Origin of the sequence: Prochlorococcus marinus str. MIT 9201 (assembly GCF_000759955.1) — a bacterium.
Classification (GTDB): domain Bacteria; phylum Cyanobacteriota; class Cyanobacteriia; order PCC-6307; family Cyanobiaceae; genus Prochlorococcus_A; species Prochlorococcus_A marinus_G.
In genome coordinates this window covers 22,848-39,220 of record NZ_JNAL01000016.1, presented here as the reverse complement: position 1 = coordinate 39,220, position 16,373 = coordinate 22,848, and the positions used below count along the sequence as shown (strand labels likewise).

At 32.3% G+C, this 16,373-nt stretch carries 14 protein-coding genes and 1 pseudogene; 8 read left to right on the top strand and 7 right to left on the bottom strand.

All coding sequences use genetic code 11. From position 1 onward, the window contains the following. Positions 1-35 precede the first annotated feature (35 nt). Entirely contained in the window at positions 36-1,694 is a 1,659-nt protein-coding gene (locus EU95_RS02420) for an ABC1 kinase family protein (RefSeq protein WP_032522607.1), read from the bottom strand. Positions 1,695-1,758: 64 nt separating this feature from the next. Between EU95_RS02420 and EU95_RS10325 the strand changes: the two are divergent. Then, positions 1,759-3,155, top strand: a pseudogene (locus EU95_RS10325) (aminotransferase class I/II-fold pyridoxal phosphate-dependent enzyme). A 9-nt stretch (positions 3,156-3,164) separates the two neighbouring features. Then, complete coding sequence (locus EU95_RS02425) at positions 3,165-4,022, top strand: phosphatidate cytidylyltransferase (protein WP_032522606.1); 858 nt, start codon at positions 3,165-3,167, stop codon at positions 4,020-4,022. Between the two features lie 12 nt (positions 4,023-4,034). On the opposite strand, the gene EU95_RS02430 is transcribed toward EU95_RS02425, so the two are convergent. From EU95_RS02430 to EU95_RS02445, 4 genes are all read right to left on the bottom strand, one after another. Continuing rightward, a complete protein-coding gene (locus tag EU95_RS02430) occupies positions 4,035-4,934 on the bottom strand; it encodes an alpha/beta fold hydrolase (protein WP_032522605.1) in 900 nt (299 codons plus the stop codon). 6 nt (positions 4,935-4,940) lie between these two features. Beyond that, a complete protein-coding gene (locus EU95_RS02435) occupies positions 4,941-6,032 on the bottom strand; it encodes an iron-containing alcohol dehydrogenase (RefSeq protein ID WP_032522604.1) in 1,092 nt (363 codons plus the stop codon). A gap of 14 nt (positions 6,033-6,046) precedes the next feature. Beyond that, complete coding sequence (locus tag EU95_RS02440) at positions 6,047-8,575, bottom strand: ATP-dependent Clp protease ATP-binding subunit (protein WP_032522603.1); 2,529 nt, start codon at positions 8,573-8,575, stop codon at positions 6,047-6,049. Between the two features lie 178 nt (positions 8,576-8,753). Beyond that, positions 8,754-9,194, bottom strand: a complete 441-nt coding sequence (locus EU95_RS02445) for a GNAT family N-acetyltransferase (RefSeq protein ID WP_032522602.1) — start codon at positions 9,192-9,194, stop codon at positions 8,754-8,756. 87 nt (positions 9,195-9,281) lie between these two features. On the opposite strand from EU95_RS02445, the gene lysA reads away from it, so the two are divergent. Genes lysA through EU95_RS02470 form a run of 6 tightly spaced genes read left to right on the top strand, consistent with a single transcriptional unit; the run spans position 9,282 to position 14,853 of the window. Next, positions 9,282-10,655, top strand: a complete 1,374-nt coding sequence (lysA, locus tag EU95_RS02450; RefSeq protein ID WP_032522601.1) for a diaminopimelate decarboxylase — start codon at positions 9,282-9,284, stop codon at positions 10,653-10,655. Positions 10,656-10,683: 28 nt separating this feature from the next. After that, the gene (gene cdaA, locus EU95_RS0109120) at positions 10,684-11,592 is read left to right on the top strand and encodes a diadenylate cyclase CdaA (protein ID WP_032522600.1); all 909 of its coding nucleotides are present in this window, start codon (positions 10,684-10,686) and stop codon (positions 11,590-11,592) included. Positions 11,593-11,595: 3 nt separating this feature from the next. Beyond that, positions 11,596-12,399: an isoprenyl transferase gene (locus tag EU95_RS02455; RefSeq protein WP_032522599.1), complete on the top strand. Its 804-nt coding sequence runs from the start codon at positions 11,596-11,598 to the stop codon at positions 12,397-12,399. 5 nt (positions 12,400-12,404) lie between these two features. Continuing rightward, complete coding sequence (gene bioB, locus EU95_RS02460) at positions 12,405-13,412, top strand: biotin synthase BioB (RefSeq protein WP_032522598.1); 1,008 nt, start codon at positions 12,405-12,407, stop codon at positions 13,410-13,412. After that, entirely contained in the window at positions 13,409-14,341 is a 933-nt protein-coding gene (locus EU95_RS02465; RefSeq protein ID WP_032522597.1) for a rhodanese-related sulfurtransferase, read from the top strand. Before bioB ends, EU95_RS02465 begins: the two co-directional genes overlap by 4 nt. Positions 14,342-14,352: 11 nt before the next feature. Beyond that, entirely contained in the window at positions 14,353-14,853 is a 501-nt protein-coding gene (locus EU95_RS02470; RefSeq protein WP_032522596.1) for a hypothetical protein, read from the top strand. On the opposite strand, the gene lipA is transcribed toward EU95_RS02470, so the two are convergent. Together lipA and recR are read right to left on the bottom strand one after the other, a co-directional pair. Then, positions 14,850-15,749 carry a lipoyl synthase gene (gene lipA, locus EU95_RS02475; RefSeq protein WP_032522595.1) on the bottom strand — a complete coding sequence of 300 codons (900 nt, stop codon included), beginning with the start codon at positions 15,747-15,749 and terminating at the stop codon, positions 14,850-14,852. The genes EU95_RS02470 and lipA overlap by 4 nt on opposite strands. Positions 15,750-15,752: 3 nt before the next feature. Further along, the gene (recR, locus tag EU95_RS02480) at positions 15,753-16,352 is read right to left on the bottom strand and encodes a recombination mediator RecR (RefSeq protein ID WP_032522594.1); all 600 of its coding nucleotides are present in this window, start codon (positions 16,350-16,352) and stop codon (positions 15,753-15,755) included. Between the last annotated feature and the right edge of the window lie 21 nt (positions 16,353-16,373).

The window sequence follows — 16,373 nt, the reverse complement described above, 5'->3', positions numbered from 1 at the left end:
ATCATAAGTAAATTTATCAGAAGCAAATATAAAAATTAAACTGTAGAGATAATATTTTGAACTGCACTTTTTGCGATATTCAAGGGGCTAAATGTATCCCTAATTATACCAATTAGTTTTTTTGCATCAGTAAGTTCTAATTTATCATCTTTGATCAGGCTTAGTAGAAGATTTTTCCGAACTTCAGATCCTTTTTTGCTTACAAATAATTTCAATCCTGCATTGGCAACAGGTATGAGGTCAGAATTAATATTTTCAGAATCTTTAAATAGAATGTTTAATAAACTTTCAACTTTTTCTACTTGTATACGTCCTTTATTATCAAAAACAACTTCTAAAAGGATTTCTAAAATTTCTTCAGAATTGTCAGTAAGTAGTTTTTTTGCTATGTAGGGGTAAGCAATTTTTAATATTTTAAATTCAGGATCTAATCTTAATGCTAAACCTTCTTGACTAACAACAGCTCTTATTATTAAAGCAAACCTGCTTGGAACTCTAAATGGATAAGAATACATTAGTTCTGAAAATTTATCAGTTACATTCTTCAGATTAAAATTGCCGACCTCAGCGCCAAAAGATCCTCCTAAGACTTCTTTTAATGGTTCAACAAGTTTTTGAAGATCTTGTTCTTTGGTTAAAAAACCTAATTTCTGAAAATCTTTCGCAAGGAGATAATATTGTTCGTTTATTATATGAACAATGGCTTTAATGAGAGTAAGTCTATCTGAATTGGTAATTGTATCCATCATTCCGAAATCTACATAAGCTAAATTTCCACAATCTGCATTACCTCCTTTGAGAGCAAACATATTCCCAGGATGGGGGTCAGCATGGAAATATCCATATTCAAATAATTGTTGAAGACCACTGATTACACAAGTTTTTATAAAAGAAGCAGGAATTAAATTATTTTCCTCCAATAAAGCCCTATCTCTTAACTTGACTCCATCGATCCAAGAGGTTGTAATAATCCTCTTAGAGGAAAACTGTTTTTCTAAATTAGGGATGAAAACATTTGGGTTATCTTTGAATAATTCTGCAAACTTTAAAGCATTCTTACCTTCTTTTTCGTAGTCTATTTCATCAAATAGCGCCTTGCCGAATTCATCAATTATTTCTCCAATTCCAACACCAATATTTAAGGGTAAAAATGGTGACAAGAAAGTTGATAAGAACCTTAGTATCACAACATCCCTTCTAATAAGAAAGTATAAATTTGGCCTTTGCACTTTTACAGCTACATAAGTATTATTTTTTGTTTTTGCTTTATAGACTTGTCCTAGGCTTGCTGAGGCAATAGGATTCTCAGGGAACTCATCAAATAATTCATTTGGTGGCCCGCCAAGTTCCTCTTCAATAATTTTTAGAGCAATTTTGTGATCAAATGCTGGAAGATTATCTTGCAAGTTGGTAAGTTCTGTCAGCCAATCTTGTCTTACAAGATCAGGTCTAGTTGAAAGAGCCTGTCCTAATTTTATAAAACAAGGTCCTAAATCTGTTATTACATCAAAAAGATATTTTGAGAGATCTTTTTGTACATTCTTATTTTTACTGTTACCTTGAAAAAGTATTCTTAAAAAAAGAAAAATAAAAGTTAATAGGATATATAAAACCCTCGGGATGAAAATCCATGGCCTCAAAATCAACCAAATCAAGTCACCTTTTGCTGAGTATTGCGAATAAGACCTTGTCATTAAATTTTAAAAAAATCAAAGAAGGATTCCTAGTATTCCATTCTATATATGTCAATAACACTTTATGAGCATTTCATCTTTTCTATCTAAAAAGTTTTTAAAGTCACTTTTCTTTCCCGCTCATAACAGAGGGGCAGCTTTACCTAGGAAATTAGTGAAATTATTAAAAAAACAACCTGGGTATTGGGACTTGCCGGAACTTCCAGAGATAGGTTCACCTCTATCCCAAAGCGGATTAATTGCCAAAACTCAAAGAGAATTCTCTATGAAATTTGGGGCGAAAGGATGCTTTTTTGGAGTTAATGGAGCTTCAGGATTAATACAGTCAGCGGTAATTGCAATGGCAAAACCTGGCGAAGCTATTCTGATGCCAAGAAATGTTCATATAAGTGTTATAAAAATCTGTGCCATGCAGAACATACATCCAATATTCTTTGACCTTGATTTATCATCAGAAACTGGTCATTACAAACCAATAACAAAAATATGGTTGGAAAATGTATTTAAAAAAATAAATTTTAATGAAAAAAAGATTGTAGGGGTAATTCTTGTAAATCCAACTTATCAAGGTTATGCAGGAGATTTAGAGCCTTTAATAGATCTTTGTCATCGAAAAAATTTACCTGTTTTGGTTGATGAAGCGCATGGTTCTTATTTCCTTTTTTGTGAAAACCTTAACCTACCAAAATCTGCGTTAGTATCAAACGCTGACTTAGTCATTCACTCATTGCATAAGTCGCTGAATGGCCTAACTCAAACGGCTGCACTTTGGTACAAAGGGAATTTAGTAAATGAGCATAATTTAATCAATAGTATCAATTTATTGCAAACTACTAGTCCAAGTTCCCTATTACTTTCTTCTTGTGAAGAGTCTATTAAAGACTGGCAAAATAAAAATAGTTTATCAAAATATCAAAAGAGAATTTTAGAGGCAAAAAGTATTTACAAAAATTAATCCAAAAGAATATTCCTCTAATAGAAACACAAGATCCCTTAAAAATAGTATTAAATACCTCTAAGGTTGGAATTGACGGTTTTACTGCTGATAAATTTTTTTATAAAAATGGCCTTATTGCTGAATTACCAGAAATGATGACTCTAACTTTTTGCTTAGGATTTGCGAATCAGAAAGATTTTCTTAATTTATTTGAAAAGTTATGGAATAAATTACTATTAAATTCTAAAAAATTAAAAAGTTTAGAAGTATTCCAATCGCCCTTTAAATTAGTTCAAGAACCCGAGATTGAAATTGGGATTGCTTGGAGAAATGAGACTCAAAGTATTTCTTTCTCTCAATCATTAAATAAAATATCAGGCGATATCATTTGCCCTTATCCCCCTGGTATACCTCTAGTAGTTCCTGGAGAAAAAATTGACATCGATAGGTTTAATTGGATAAATAATCAAAGTTTGTGCAACAAAGATCTGGTAAATTTTAATATAAGAGTCTTACAATCATAGAAATTTAATATGAGATTTAGAAGTGGATTATTTATAGGAATATTTGGTTTAATTGTTGTTTTGTTGGGGGGATGGTTTTTTACATTAGCGATAGTTTTGCTTACTTATTTAGCATTATTAGAATTTTTTAGAATGGCAGAATTTAAAGGAATAAAACCAGCTACAAAAACCACATTATTTTCATCTTTCATTATTATAATTTCTACTTATCTTGAGACCATAGGTTTACTTGAAGGAGAAATATCAAATTCAATTTTGCCTATCTGTTCAGTTGGGATATGCACCTGGTTACTTTTACAACCAAAACCCGGAACAATTTCAGATATTGCAGCTTCTATTTTTGGATTATTTTATTTAGGTTTTTTGCCTAGTTACTGGATTAAGTTAAGGGGGTTAGAGTCAGTGATAATAAGTTCAAATCAAGGTTTGATTTCGTTTGAAAACTTATCAAATACAACAGGTCTTCATTTAACTTTAACTTCTTGTTTTTTAATTGTAGCTAGTGATATTGGTTCTTATTTCATTGGGAAGTCATTTGGTAAAAAATCTCTTTCTCCAATATCTCCTAGCAAAACAATAGAAGGTTTAATTGGAGGGATATCCTGTTCAATTTTATTAGCAATATTTTTCGCATTTTTAATGAATTGGGAAAATCCATTATTTGTTGGAATTTTATATGGAATTTTAATTTCTCTTATGGCATTAGTTGGAGATTTAATTGAATCAATGATGAAGAGAGATGCAAAAATAAAAGATTCCGGAACTTTTTTACCTGGGCATGGAGGTATCCTTGACAGAATTGACAGCTATATTTTTACCCCATCTGTTTTGTATTACATTTTTATAATTCTCAAGTATCTAAATTGATTTTTAAATTTCTTATCCCAAAAAATAATCTTGAATAATTTTACTCGATAATGATGGTAAATCTATATGAGGAAGATGACCACAATTTTGTAACCCTACAAAATTTAAATTTTCAATTTTTCTTATATTTTCAATCTCTTTTTTTCCCAGAATACGATCATTTTCTCCACATAATGCTTTTATTGGGATATTTTGGATATATTTATGTGTTCCTGCAAAACCTCCACTTTTTGCAAATGATGCAAGTGAATTCCTCCATCCATCGCAACCTAAATGAATTGAAGCAATTTGCTCTTCCATTTCTCCAACACATTCATCTGGAAAAGCAAATGCTTGCCTGCAAAGACTTTTTCTAACCTGTGGCAATCCAAGAAATGAGGCTCCTATTTGGTTAAGGGGAAAAGGGATTCTCTTAGGTTCGCCGAACAATCCGGCAGGAGATAGAAGAATAATTTTATCAATAGAATCAGAGATTTCAAAAGCAAGTTTTAAAGCTGCCGACCCCCCCATAGAGGCGCCAATAATCTTAAGATTGTTTGTTATTTGTAAGATCTTAAGGAGATCAACTAAATATGAAATTATTTTCGAGGGATTGTATTCATTTGTTGCACACCTAGGACTAAAACCAAAACCTAACAAATCAGGAATTATAACTTGGAAATTTCTTTTTAATGATTGATATATTCTCCTAAACTCCAAAAAACTGCTGTCAAAGCCATGTAAGAGGAGTATAGGTTGACCTTTTCCTCCAATAACTACAGGGAATTTTAAAGAATTCCAGTTTTCATTGAGTTTGATCCACTTAACATCATTTGCTAAATAAAGGCCTAATGGATCTAATAGAGATAATTTGGCTTTCTCAAAAAATTCAACATTTACATCATTAAATTGTTCGAAATTAGATTTAGTCAAAAAAAATTATATTTTGATTTTTTGTTGTTCAAAATTTGCAATAACTTCAACTATATCTTGTTTACTAATTTCAAAAGGCAAGAAGTGAATTTCAGAGTTATCTCTACAAGTAAAGTCAGCAATTTTTTCTAAATTTTCATTTTCGAAAACATTTATTCCAAGTTGTGCAATAGTAGTAGGCAAATTTAATTGTTTCATTAGTACTAATAATTGGTTAATTGATTGATCAGCTAAATTATTATTATTTTTCGTTTCTTCTAATCTTAGTTGCAATAATAATCCAACCCCAACAATCTCGCCATGTAAGAATTTATTTGGGGTAATTATCTGAGTAATTGCATTATGAATAGCATGAGCTGCAGCTGTTCTACACTTTTCTCCACCAATACCGCCAACTAATCCTGCTGTAAGTCCACAAGCTTCTATAGTATTTCGCCAAGAAGGATTATTCTCAAATTCACCATTAAATGCCTTTTCACCATCGATTAGAAGTTGATCTCTTAAAACTCTTGATATCTGAATAGCTTGTTGTACAAGACCATCATTTATTGTTGAACTTGTTACTGAGGATTCATACCATTTTGCCAAAGCATCCGCAATACCACTTGCAAGTGTTCTTAATGGCGCTGTTTGAATAAATTTATGATCATATACCAAGATTTTTGGACATGATCTTAACGCCACATCTTTTATAAATTGGCCATCTTTTGTATAAATATTCGATAAGGCTGTCCACCCTGCACATGTTGAGGCGCTAAGAGGAATTGTAATACAAGGGATATTTAGACAATCTGCCAAGTATTTGCCAGCATCAAGAACTTTACCCCCTCCAGCCGCGATAACAGAATCATGATTATTCTTATAAATGATGTTCTTTACTCTCGAAATATCTTCATAACAACAATCAAATTCTAAATTAGCAGAATTAACATTAAGGTTTTGACTCTTTAAATCAATAAAAATTTTATTTCTCAGATTATTCGTTTGAATACCTCTACCTAGAATTAATGGGCTTTTAGTTAATGTAGTAATTTGAGGTAAAGATTTTTCCCAAGCATAATTTCCCCTAAATATTGTTTCCGGAGAGATTGACTGCATATTAAAATTAAATATTAGAAATTAGCACTTGCTAATTCCTGAGATGATTCTTCGGAAGAAATGTTTATTGTAACTTTTTTATTATCATCTATATCAACTACAGCCTTGTCTCCATCTTTGATTCTTCCAGAAAGAACTTCTTCAGCCAAACTATCTTCTAACAAACGCATAACTGCCCTTCTTAAGGGTCTTGCTCCATAAGAGGGGTTGTAGCCTTCTTCAACAAGTCTTTCTTTAAAGGCATCAGTTACGCTTAATTTAATACCCTTATCTTGTAATCTCGCAAAAACTTCTTGTAACATTATCTCAGCAATTTCTTTGACCTCATTTTTAGATAGTTGTCTGAATACAATTATTTCATCAAGTCTATTTAAAAATTCAGGTCTAAAGTATTGCTTTAGTTCTTCATTAACTAAAGATTTAATTCTATTATATTGACTATCTTCAACAGAATCCCCAGAAAACTCAAATCCTAATCCGCCTCCACCTTTCTCAATCACTTTTGAACCAATATTAGAAGTCATTATTAACAATGTATTCTTAAAATCTACAGTTCTACCTTTGGAGTCAGTTAATCTACCGTCTTCAAGAAGTTGCAATAACAAATTGAACACATCAGGATGAGCTTTTTCTACTTCATCAAATAAAACAACAGTGTAAGGTCGTCTTCTGACCGCCTCAGTAAGTTGACCACCTTCATTAAAACCGACATAACCTGGAGGTGAACCTATTAGTTTACTAACAGTATGTCTTTCCATAAATTCTGACATATCTAATCTGATCATTGCTTCTTCACTACCAAAGAAATATGAGGCTAAAGATTTTGTTAATTCAGTTTTACCTACACCAGTGGGACCAGAAAATATGAAACTTGCAATAGGTCTATTTGGATTCTTTAACCCAACTCTTGCTCTTCTTATAGCTTTAGAAACAGCTTTAACTGCTTCATCTTGTCCAATTAACCTTTGATGAAGTGTTTCCTCCATATTTAGTAACTTCACTGATTCAGTTTCAGTTAATTTTTGCACAGGTACACCTGTCCAAGATGCAACAATATGGGCTACATCCTCTTCACTAACAGTTGGAGCTTGTAAAAGTTTTGAATCATTTTTTAGAGAAATTGCATTATTAATGGATTCATCCTCAGCTGTAGATTCTTTTTTATTCTCAAGTACCTCTTTGATTTTTGCAGATAACTCAATTTCTTTTTCTCTTAATTGACCAGCTTGATCGAAGTTTTGGTCCCTGACGGATTCTTCCTTTTGTTTTTGAACCTCTCTTAGTTCTTTATCTATTTGCTTTGCCTCTGGTGGAAGTTTAGAGTTTATTAGACGAACTCGACTTCCTGCCTCATCAATAAGGTCTATAGCCTTATCGGGCAAAAATCTATCAGATATATAGCGATCACCAAGATGAGCTGCAGCCTCTAGTGCGTCATCAGTAATTTTAAGACGATGATGTTGTTCATAACGTTCTCGAAGACCTTTTAAGATTTCGATTGTATCTTCAATAGATGGTTCACCGACCATAACAGGCTGGAATCTTCTCTCTAGTGCAGCATCTCTTTCAATATGTTTTCTATATTCATCTAGAGTTGTTGCTCCAATACATTGGAGTTCTCCTCGTGCTAAAGCTGGTTTAAGAATATTTGCAGCGTCTATAGCTCCTTCAGCAGCACCAGCACCGATTAATGTATGTACTTCATCTATGACAAGAATAACATTACCTGCAGATTTAATTTCTTCCATTATCTTTTTTAATCTTTCTTCAAATTCTCCTCTATATTTTGTTCCAGCTACCAAAAGTCCTATATCGAGAGTTAAAACTCTTTTATCTTCAAGAATATCTGGAATATCTCCGAGCTGTATTCTTTGTGCTAGACCCTCTGCTATGGCTGTCTTACCAACACCAGGTTCTCCAATAAGCACAGGATTATTTTTAGTCCTCCTCCCCAATATTTGAACAACCCTATCTATTTCATCATAACGTCCGACTACTGGATCAAGCTTGGATTCACTTGCTAGCTTTGTTAAATTTGTTCCAAATTCGTCAAGGGTAGCAGTTTTTAAATTACTCTTACTTGCATTAGCTCCACTACCTACTTCGGCTGTTTCGCCTAGCATCCTTATAACTTGAGTTCTTACTTTTGTAAGATCGATACTAAGATTTTCAAGGACTCTTGCAGCAACGCCCTCACCCTCTCTTATTAAACCTAATAATAGATGCTCAGTACCTATGTAATTGTGACCTAATTGACGAGCCTCTTCTAAGGATAATTCTAAAACACGTTTTGCCCTAGGAGTAAAAGGTATCTCTACAGCTACAAAACCCGAACCTCTACCAATTATCTTTTCTACCTCTATTCTTGAATCTTTTAGATTGACACCAAGTGACTTAAGAACCTTTGCAGCAACGCCTGTTCCCTCTCCAATTAAACCTAATAAAATTTGTTCAGTTCCAACGAAATTATGACCAAGTCTTCTTGCTTCCTCTTGAGCAAGCATAATGACTTTTATAGCTTTTTCTGTAAATCTTTCAAACATCAGAAGATTAAAACCCTACTAATAACCTACCAGTAATATGTCAATTTTGTGTTCAGAATGAGCTTTTGTGAATACCCAAAAATATATTTTATTGAATTAAATTTAACTTTTTTAATGATATAGCAGTAAATTACAGTAATTTCAAGGATTCTGGTTATCCGCACATTAAATTTTAAAATTATTTAGTTGTTAAATTTTTTTCTTTTAAGAGAGCATCTGAACCGTCTTTATAATATCCTTTTCTTATTCCCACAGTAGAAAAATCAAAGCTACTGTAAAATTTCTCAGCTGAAAAGTTAGTATGAGAGACTTCTAAAATTAATTTTGATATGTTTAATTTTTCACATTCTTTTATTAAGTATCTCATAAGGTAAGCTCCAAAACCTTTTTTTCTATGATTATTGTTTATCGCAAAAAAGTTTATTTGGGCCTCATCAAGAACCACATGTAAAACGCATATTCCTATTATCAAATTCGATAGTAATATTCCAAAGACTTTTACACCTTCTTTTTTAAATTCATTAGCCCACTGTTTTTTGTTCCAAAGAGAAATCGTATTTGAATCTAATTCATAACATAAATCAATATCTTTCTCATATATTTGTTTGATGGATATCATCTTATTATGTATATTTATTCAAAAATCTAAATTTAGAGTCATTATAAAATATGACTGTTTTAGCATAGCTTTATATAAAGTTCTTCCATGGAACAACAACAATCTTTTTTAAAACAAAAAATTGACTTAGAAAGTCCCAATAAAAATATCGTACCTATTACTACATCAATTGGAAGTGATGGGAAGTTATCAATTGGCGGATGTTCAATTGAGGAATTGGTTAAAAAATACGATTCCCCTCTTTATATTTTAGATGAAATCACCCTAAGAAATTCTTGTAGAGCATACAAAAAAGCATTGGAAAAATATTACCCAGGGAAATCTATGCCCATATATGCTTCAAAGGCAAATAGTTCTATTTTCATGAGTAATCTTGTTTCCTCAGAAGGGTTAGGACTTGATGCGGTTTCGGAGGGAGAACTATTAACTGCTCTTAAAGGTGGGGTCCCAAACGAAAAAATTGTTTTTCATGGCAACAATAAGTCAGACAAAGAAATAGAGTTTGCAGTTAGAAATAACATTAAAGTAATTGTAGATAATGATTATGACTTAGAAAGATTAGATAAAATCTCAAATTCATTTAATCGTGATTTAGAAATCATGATTCGCTTTACTCCTGGTTTAGAATGCCATACACATGAATACATAAGAACTGGATCATTTGACAGCAAGTTTGGTTTCGGAATTGAATATTTAGACACTTTATTTGACAGAATCAGCAACACAAAACATCTAAAATTAAAAGGAATACATGCTCATATTGGTTCCCAGATTTTTGAATTAGAACCGCATAAGGATTTAGGGGAAATAATGATAAATGTTATTTTACAAGCAAAAAAATTTGGTCATAATATCCAAAAATTGAATGTAGGTGGTGGTTTAGGCATCAAATATACAGAAAATGACGACCCCCCTTCTATTTATGAATGGGTAGAAACAATCTCCACATCAATTGTCAAAGCTTGTAAAAAACACAACTTAGATTTACCTACATTGATGTGTGAGCCTGGAAGATCCATCGTTTCAACAGCAGGAATAACAATTTACAAAATTGGGGCCTTCAAAGAAATTCCAGGAATCAGAACATATTTTTCTGTTGATGGGGGGATGAGTGATAATCCAAGACCAATCACATATCAATCAAATTATTCCGCATGTTTGGTAAGTAACCCTTTTAATATTAATTCGAAAAAAAAATATACTATCGCCGGCAAGCACTGCGAATCAGGAGACGTATTGTTTAAGGAAATAGAATTAGCGAATTGCAAAACAGGAGATCTTATATGTGTTTTTGGTACTGGTGCTTACAATAATTCAATGAGTTCTAATTACAATAGAATTCCAAGACCCGCAGCTCTTGTAGTTTGTGATGGAGATGCAGAAATTATTCAAAAAAGAGAAAGTCCATCTGACCTTTTAAAATATGATGTTTTACCTGATCGCTTTATTAAACAAAATTAGGTACATTTAAATTAATTTTGTTTTTAGTGTGAATTTCTGGGGGATCATAAATTTAAAGCTTTTATTAGATGTATTGTTTGCCGTTGGTTTCGGACTTTTATTATTCTCAAGAGTTAAAGAACAACGTACGTTATGGCTTCTACGAGGATATTTGTTTTTAGTTTCAACCGCATGGTTCATTCAAAGATTTGCATACCTTCCATTAACATCTAAATTAATTGATGCTGTGGTCCTTGCTTGTTCTCTCTCTTTAGCGATCCTCTGGCAGGGTGAGTTAAGAAGATTAATGGAATTACTGGGAACTGGGAGGTTAGCTGTATTACTAGGAAATCCTCCAAAGGAATTTAGAGCAACCTCAACTACTATTACCCAGTTAGTTGATGCAGCAGGTAAACTCTCTCAAAATAGAAGAGGTGCCTTAGTGGTTGTAGATTTAGGGAGTGATTTAAGACCCGAAGATTTTTTATATTCAGGTACAAATATTGAGGCACAATTATCAACTGACCTTTTAATAAATCTTTTCGCAACAGACACCCCATTACATGATGGAGCGGTTCTAGTGAAAGGGAACAAAATAATATCTGCTGGTGTTATACTACCCCTATCTAGGCAAGGAATCAGTAGATACGGAACAAGGCATTTAGCTGCATTAGGAATTACAGAAAGATTTGACAGATGTATTTGTATTGTTGTTTCTGAGGAGACAGGCACGTTATCATTAGCAAGCCAAGGCAAACTCGAAAGGCCAATAACCAGCAGCAGGTTACAAGAACTTCTTGCAAAATTTATTGGCAATCAAAACTCTATGGGAACAAATAAAGCATCATTGAGTAAAAATGTCTTATCCCAAAAGACAGACTCAGGTGATAATATCATCAGTGATATTAATAAAAAAGAGTCAGAAAAATCAGAAATTTTTATTAACAAAAAGGATTAACTAATGACTTTAGAAAAAGTAATAGACGATAAAATTAGTGACTTATTAATGAAAATAGATAAGCAAAAATTGCCCAAACATGTAGCAATAATTATGGACGGCAACGGGAGATGGGCGACTAGAAAAGGTTTTCCCAGATCTTTTGGACATAAACAGGGAGTTAGTGTATTAAAAAAAATTCTCAAAGCGGCAAAAAATTTAGGTTGCAAAGTAATTACTGTTTATGCTTTTTCAACTGAGAATTGGACAAGACCAACAAAAGAAGTTGATTTTCTTATAAATCTTTTTAGCGAAGTTTTAAAAAACGAAATTAAAGAGATACATGAAGATTCAATAAAAATAAAATTTATTGGAGATTTAACTCCTTTCCCAAAAAATTTAAAAGAAATAATCTCTAGTTCAGAATCACTTACTAAAAACAACAATAAATTTTTATTCAATGTTTGTGTTAATTATGGAGGTAGACAAGAAATAGTAAAAGTTGCAAAAGAATTAGCATATAAATCTTCGGCTGGGGAAATAAAACCCAGTGAAATTAATGAAGAACTATTTAATTCAGAGCTATTAACTGGAGGGATTAAGGATCCTGAATTACTAATAAGAACTAGTGGCGAAAAAAGGATAAGTAATTTTTTATTATGGCAATTAGCATATTCAGAAATTTATATATCTGACGTACTTTGGCCAGATTTCAATGAGCATGAATTTCTTAAAGCAATAATTGATTACCAATCAAGAAATAGACGTTTCGGCGGTATAGAATCATTACCAAATGAATCTTTTGAAGATTCTCAATATTTTTCCTAATAAAAATGGCTAATTCAAATAATCAGTTATTAAAAGAAATTAGGTTTGATTGGGATAAAGAGGAGATATTGAAAATACTTAATATGCCTCTTATTGATTTGATGTGGGAATCACAAACCATTCACAGGAAATTTAACAAATACGACATTCAATTAGCCTCATTGTTCAGCGTAAAAACTGGTGGATGTGAGGAAAATTGTTCGTACTGTAGCCAATCAATTTATAGTGCAAGCGAAATCAAAAGCCATCCACAATTTCAAGTTGAAGAGGTTTTAGCAAGAGCTCAAATAGCAAAAAATGAGGGCGCAGATAGGTTTTGTATGGGTTGGGCGTGGAGAGAAATTAGAGATGGGAAATCTTTTAATGCAATGTTAGAGATGGTTAGCGGTGTAAGAGAATTAGGGATGGAAGCATGCGTTACTGCTGGAATGCTTACAGAAGAACAAGCCTGCAGACTGGCTGATGCAGGTTTAACCGCGTATAACCACAATCTTGATACTAGTCCTGAGCATTATAAAAATATTATTACGACAAGAACTTATCAAGACAGACTAGATACTATCAAAAGAGTAAGGAATGCAGGAATAAATGTTTGTTGTGGAGGGATAATAGGTTTGGGGGAAACTAATGGCGATAGAGCATCTCTTTTGAAAGTGCTTTCAAACATGAATCCACACCCTGAAAGTGTTCCTATAAACTCATTAGTAGCTATTGAAGGTACTGGTTTGGAAGATAATCAAGAAATTGATTCTATTGAAATGATACGGATGATAGCTACAGCAAGAATTCTTATGCCTAAAAGTAAAATAAGATTAAGTGCAGGGCGAGAAAAGCTTTCAAAAGAAGCCCAAATTTTATGTTTTCAATGTGGGGCAAATTCAATTTTTTATGGAGATGAGTTACTCACAACTTCAAATCCATCTTTTCAATCAGACAGAAAACTCCTTAAAGAGGTAGGAGTATCATTTAACAGAGCTTTTGAAACTCGTGAAAAAACATTATCTTCTTTATGAAAGGCAAAAATTATAAAATAGTTTCTCTTTACTCTTTCTTCCCATTTCAAGAAAACTTAATTATTGATCTAAAAAATAAATTATTAGAAATCGAAAATGAAACCGATCTTTCAGGTCTATTAATTTTTGCGAGCGAGGGTATTAATGGAACTATTTGTGCTGAGAAAAATGTCATTGATATTGTTATCAATTTAATTAATAAATATACAGATAATAGAAATTTAAATATGAAAGTAAATTTTTCAAAAAAGAAAGTCTTCAAAAAATTAAAAATAAAAATCAAGAAAGAAATAGTTACCATGGGTGTTTCTGAAATAAACCCTTCAGAAAAAAATGGGACTTATATTGACTCAGCTGATTGGAATAAGTTAATTAAAAATCAAAATACAATAGTCATTGATACTAGAAATCATTATGAGGTTTCTATAGGTACATTTCATAACTCTATAAACCCAAATACAAGAAACTTTAGCGAATTCCCCAAGTGGGTAGATGATCATCTAGATACCCATATAGAAAAGAAACAGTCTCCAAACATAGCAATGTTTTGTACAGGAGGCATAAGATGTGAAAAAGCTACTAGTTTGCTGAAAAAGAAAGGTTATAAAAATATTTATCACCTACAAGGGGGCATCCTCCAATACCTTCATGATATACCAAAAGAGAAAAGCTTATTTGAAGGTGAGTGTTATGTTTTTGATAAAAGAGTTGCTTTAGATCAAGAATTAGAAAAAGGCTCCTACTCAATTTGTCATGCATGTGGAATGCCAGTTTCAATTCAAGATCAAGAAAGAAAAGAATATAGAAAGGGTATCCAATGTCATTTCTGCATAGACCAATTCAGTGATGATGATAGAAAAAGGTTTGAAGAAAGACAAAAACAAATCGATAGATTAAAAGTGGAAAATCATAAAATTTATAAGGACTAATTTTCAAAATCATGAAAGTTGAAGAATTAGAAAAATTAGCGGTTACCATTGGATTATTAATTAAAATTCAAGTCAGAGAAACTCTCGGATTATGTTTCTTTAGAATCGTTATAGCAGAACAAAAAGATAACATAATTAAAATTTGGGCCGAATTGAAAGGTTGGACTTATTTACATAAACAAGGTATTCAGCTTGATACATTAAGAATCCTTAGTAAATCTCCTGCTTTTGTTTCGGAATTAATATGGGCAACAACTATGGCTTGGGCAATTGAAAAAAAATCAAGCAACAAAGTAAGACTTTTAGCTATTTTTGATAGTGAAGGATATAGTAAAAAACTTGTAAGATATTTCAAGTTAATAGGATTCAAAATTGTTAAAGAAGTTGGTTCTAGCCCAGTAGATCTTTTATTAAGATTGGTTTGGGGAGGTGCAGGTACACTTATGAACGGGGAATGTATTTCCATATTGAAAAAACTTGAAAAAAAACTCTCTTTTATTGAAGAAAGTTAACCCGCGTGATAACTACTTCTAACTAAAGGCCCAGAAGATACTTTTTTGAATCCTAATTCCTTAGAGAAGCGATATAAATATTCAAACTCTGATGGATCCCAATATTTCTTAACTGCTAAATGATTGAATGAAGGCCTTAAATATTGGCCAATTGTAATTTGATCACAATCTATTTTTTTAAGATCAAAAATTGTATTTTTTATTTCATCTAATGTTTCCCCAAGTCCTAACATAATGCCTGATTTAGTTTGAATATGAGGGGCAATATCCTTTGACTTTTTTAGTAAACTAAGGGATTTTTTGTAATTTGCACCCCTCCTTACTTCTTTTTGCAGTCTTTCAACAGTTTCAAGATTATGATTAAAGCATATTGGATCTTTTTCTAAAATCATCTTCAATCTCTCAGTCTGAAGGTTATTTGTTTCATCAAGATTTTTGCCTCCACCCCATAAATCAGGAGTTAAAACTTCAATTTTAATTGTTGAATCAATTTTTCTAATCTCATCAATTGTAGATATAAATAAATTTGCACCATGATCAGGGAGATCGTCTCTAGCTACAGATGTCAAAACAACATATTTCAAATTTAGTACTTTTACTGCTTCAGCGACTTGAGTACATTCATCAATATTGATAGAACTAGGTCTACCTTTATTTACCTGACAAAAAGCACATGAACGAGAACATATTGATCCACCCAGTAAGAAGGTGGCTGTTCCTGAGGCATAACATTCTGCTCTATTTGGACATCTTGCTTCTTCACAAATAGTATGAATATTTGATTTTTTGATGAGTGTCTGTATTTTTTCGAATTCTGAAGCTTTACTAATAGGAAATTTGATCCAAGAGGGAAGTCTTAAGATTTTTTCTTTCTTGATTAGATTATTGTCTCGCATTGTCTAATTTAGTTTTGTTCTGCCTTCTAAGGCCCTTGCGAGTGTAACTTCATCCACATATTCAAGTTCACTGCCCATTGGGAGCCCATATGCAATCCTCGTGACTTTAGTAAAAGGGGCTAACAATTTTCCAATATAAAGACTTGTTGTATCTCCTTCAACACTTGGGGTTAATGCCAATATGATCTCATCTATTTCAGACTTACTAACTCTTTCTACCAAGCTTCTTATTTCTAAGAGTTCGGGGCCAACAGAATCCATTGGGGATATTAAACCGCCAATAACATGGTAAACACCTTTAAATTCTCTGGCGCGCTCCAAAGCAAGCAAATCTTTGGTTTCTGCTACTACGCAGATTAGATTTTGATTTCTTTCAGTATTTCTACAAATTTCACATTCATCTTCTGAAGTCAAATTGAAGCATTTTTTACAACGGCCAACATTACTGTGAGCTTCTAACAGAGCCTTTGAAAAATCCCTTATTGTGCTTTCAGGTTGTTTTAAAATAAATAAAGCTAACCTTTGAGCAGTTCTTGGACCAATCCCTGGGAATTTCTCAAAATGACCAATTAATTTTGAAAGCGGTTTTGTAAAGGTAATCAAAATTAAACTATTTCTAGAAAT

Coding starts and splice junctions, on each gene's coding strand:
- EU95_RS02420 (WP_032522607.1), bottom strand. CDS start 1,694: ATGACAAGGTCTTATTCGCAATACTCAGCAAAAGGTGACTTGATTTGG.
- EU95_RS02425 (WP_032522606.1), top strand. CDS start 3,165: ATGAGATTTAGAAGTGGATTATTTATAGGAATATTTGGTTTAATTGTT.
- EU95_RS02435 (WP_032522604.1), bottom strand. CDS start 6,032: ATGCAGTCAATCTCTCCGGAAACAATATTTAGGGGAAATTATGCTTGG.
- EU95_RS02440 (WP_032522603.1), bottom strand. CDS start 8,575: ATGTTTGAAAGATTTACAGAAAAAGCTATAAAAGTCATTATGCTTGCT.
- EU95_RS02445 (WP_032522602.1), bottom strand. CDS start 9,194: ATGATATCCATCAAACAAATATATGAGAAAGATATTGATTTATGTTAT.
- lysA (WP_032522601.1), top strand. CDS start 9,282: ATGGAACAACAACAATCTTTTTTAAAACAAAAAATTGACTTAGAAAGT.
- EU95_RS02455 (WP_032522599.1), top strand. CDS start 11,596: ATGACTTTAGAAAAAGTAATAGACGATAAAATTAGTGACTTATTAATG.
- bioB (WP_032522598.1), top strand. CDS start 12,405: ATGGCTAATTCAAATAATCAGTTATTAAAAGAAATTAGGTTTGATTGG.
- EU95_RS02465 (WP_032522597.1), top strand. CDS start 13,409: ATGAAAGGCAAAAATTATAAAATAGTTTCTCTTTACTCTTTCTTCCCA.
- EU95_RS02470 (WP_032522596.1), top strand. CDS start 14,353: ATGAAAGTTGAAGAATTAGAAAAATTAGCGGTTACCATTGGATTATTA.
- lipA (WP_032522595.1), bottom strand. CDS start 15,749: ATGCGAGACAATAATCTAATCAAGAAAGAAAAAATCTTAAGACTTCCC.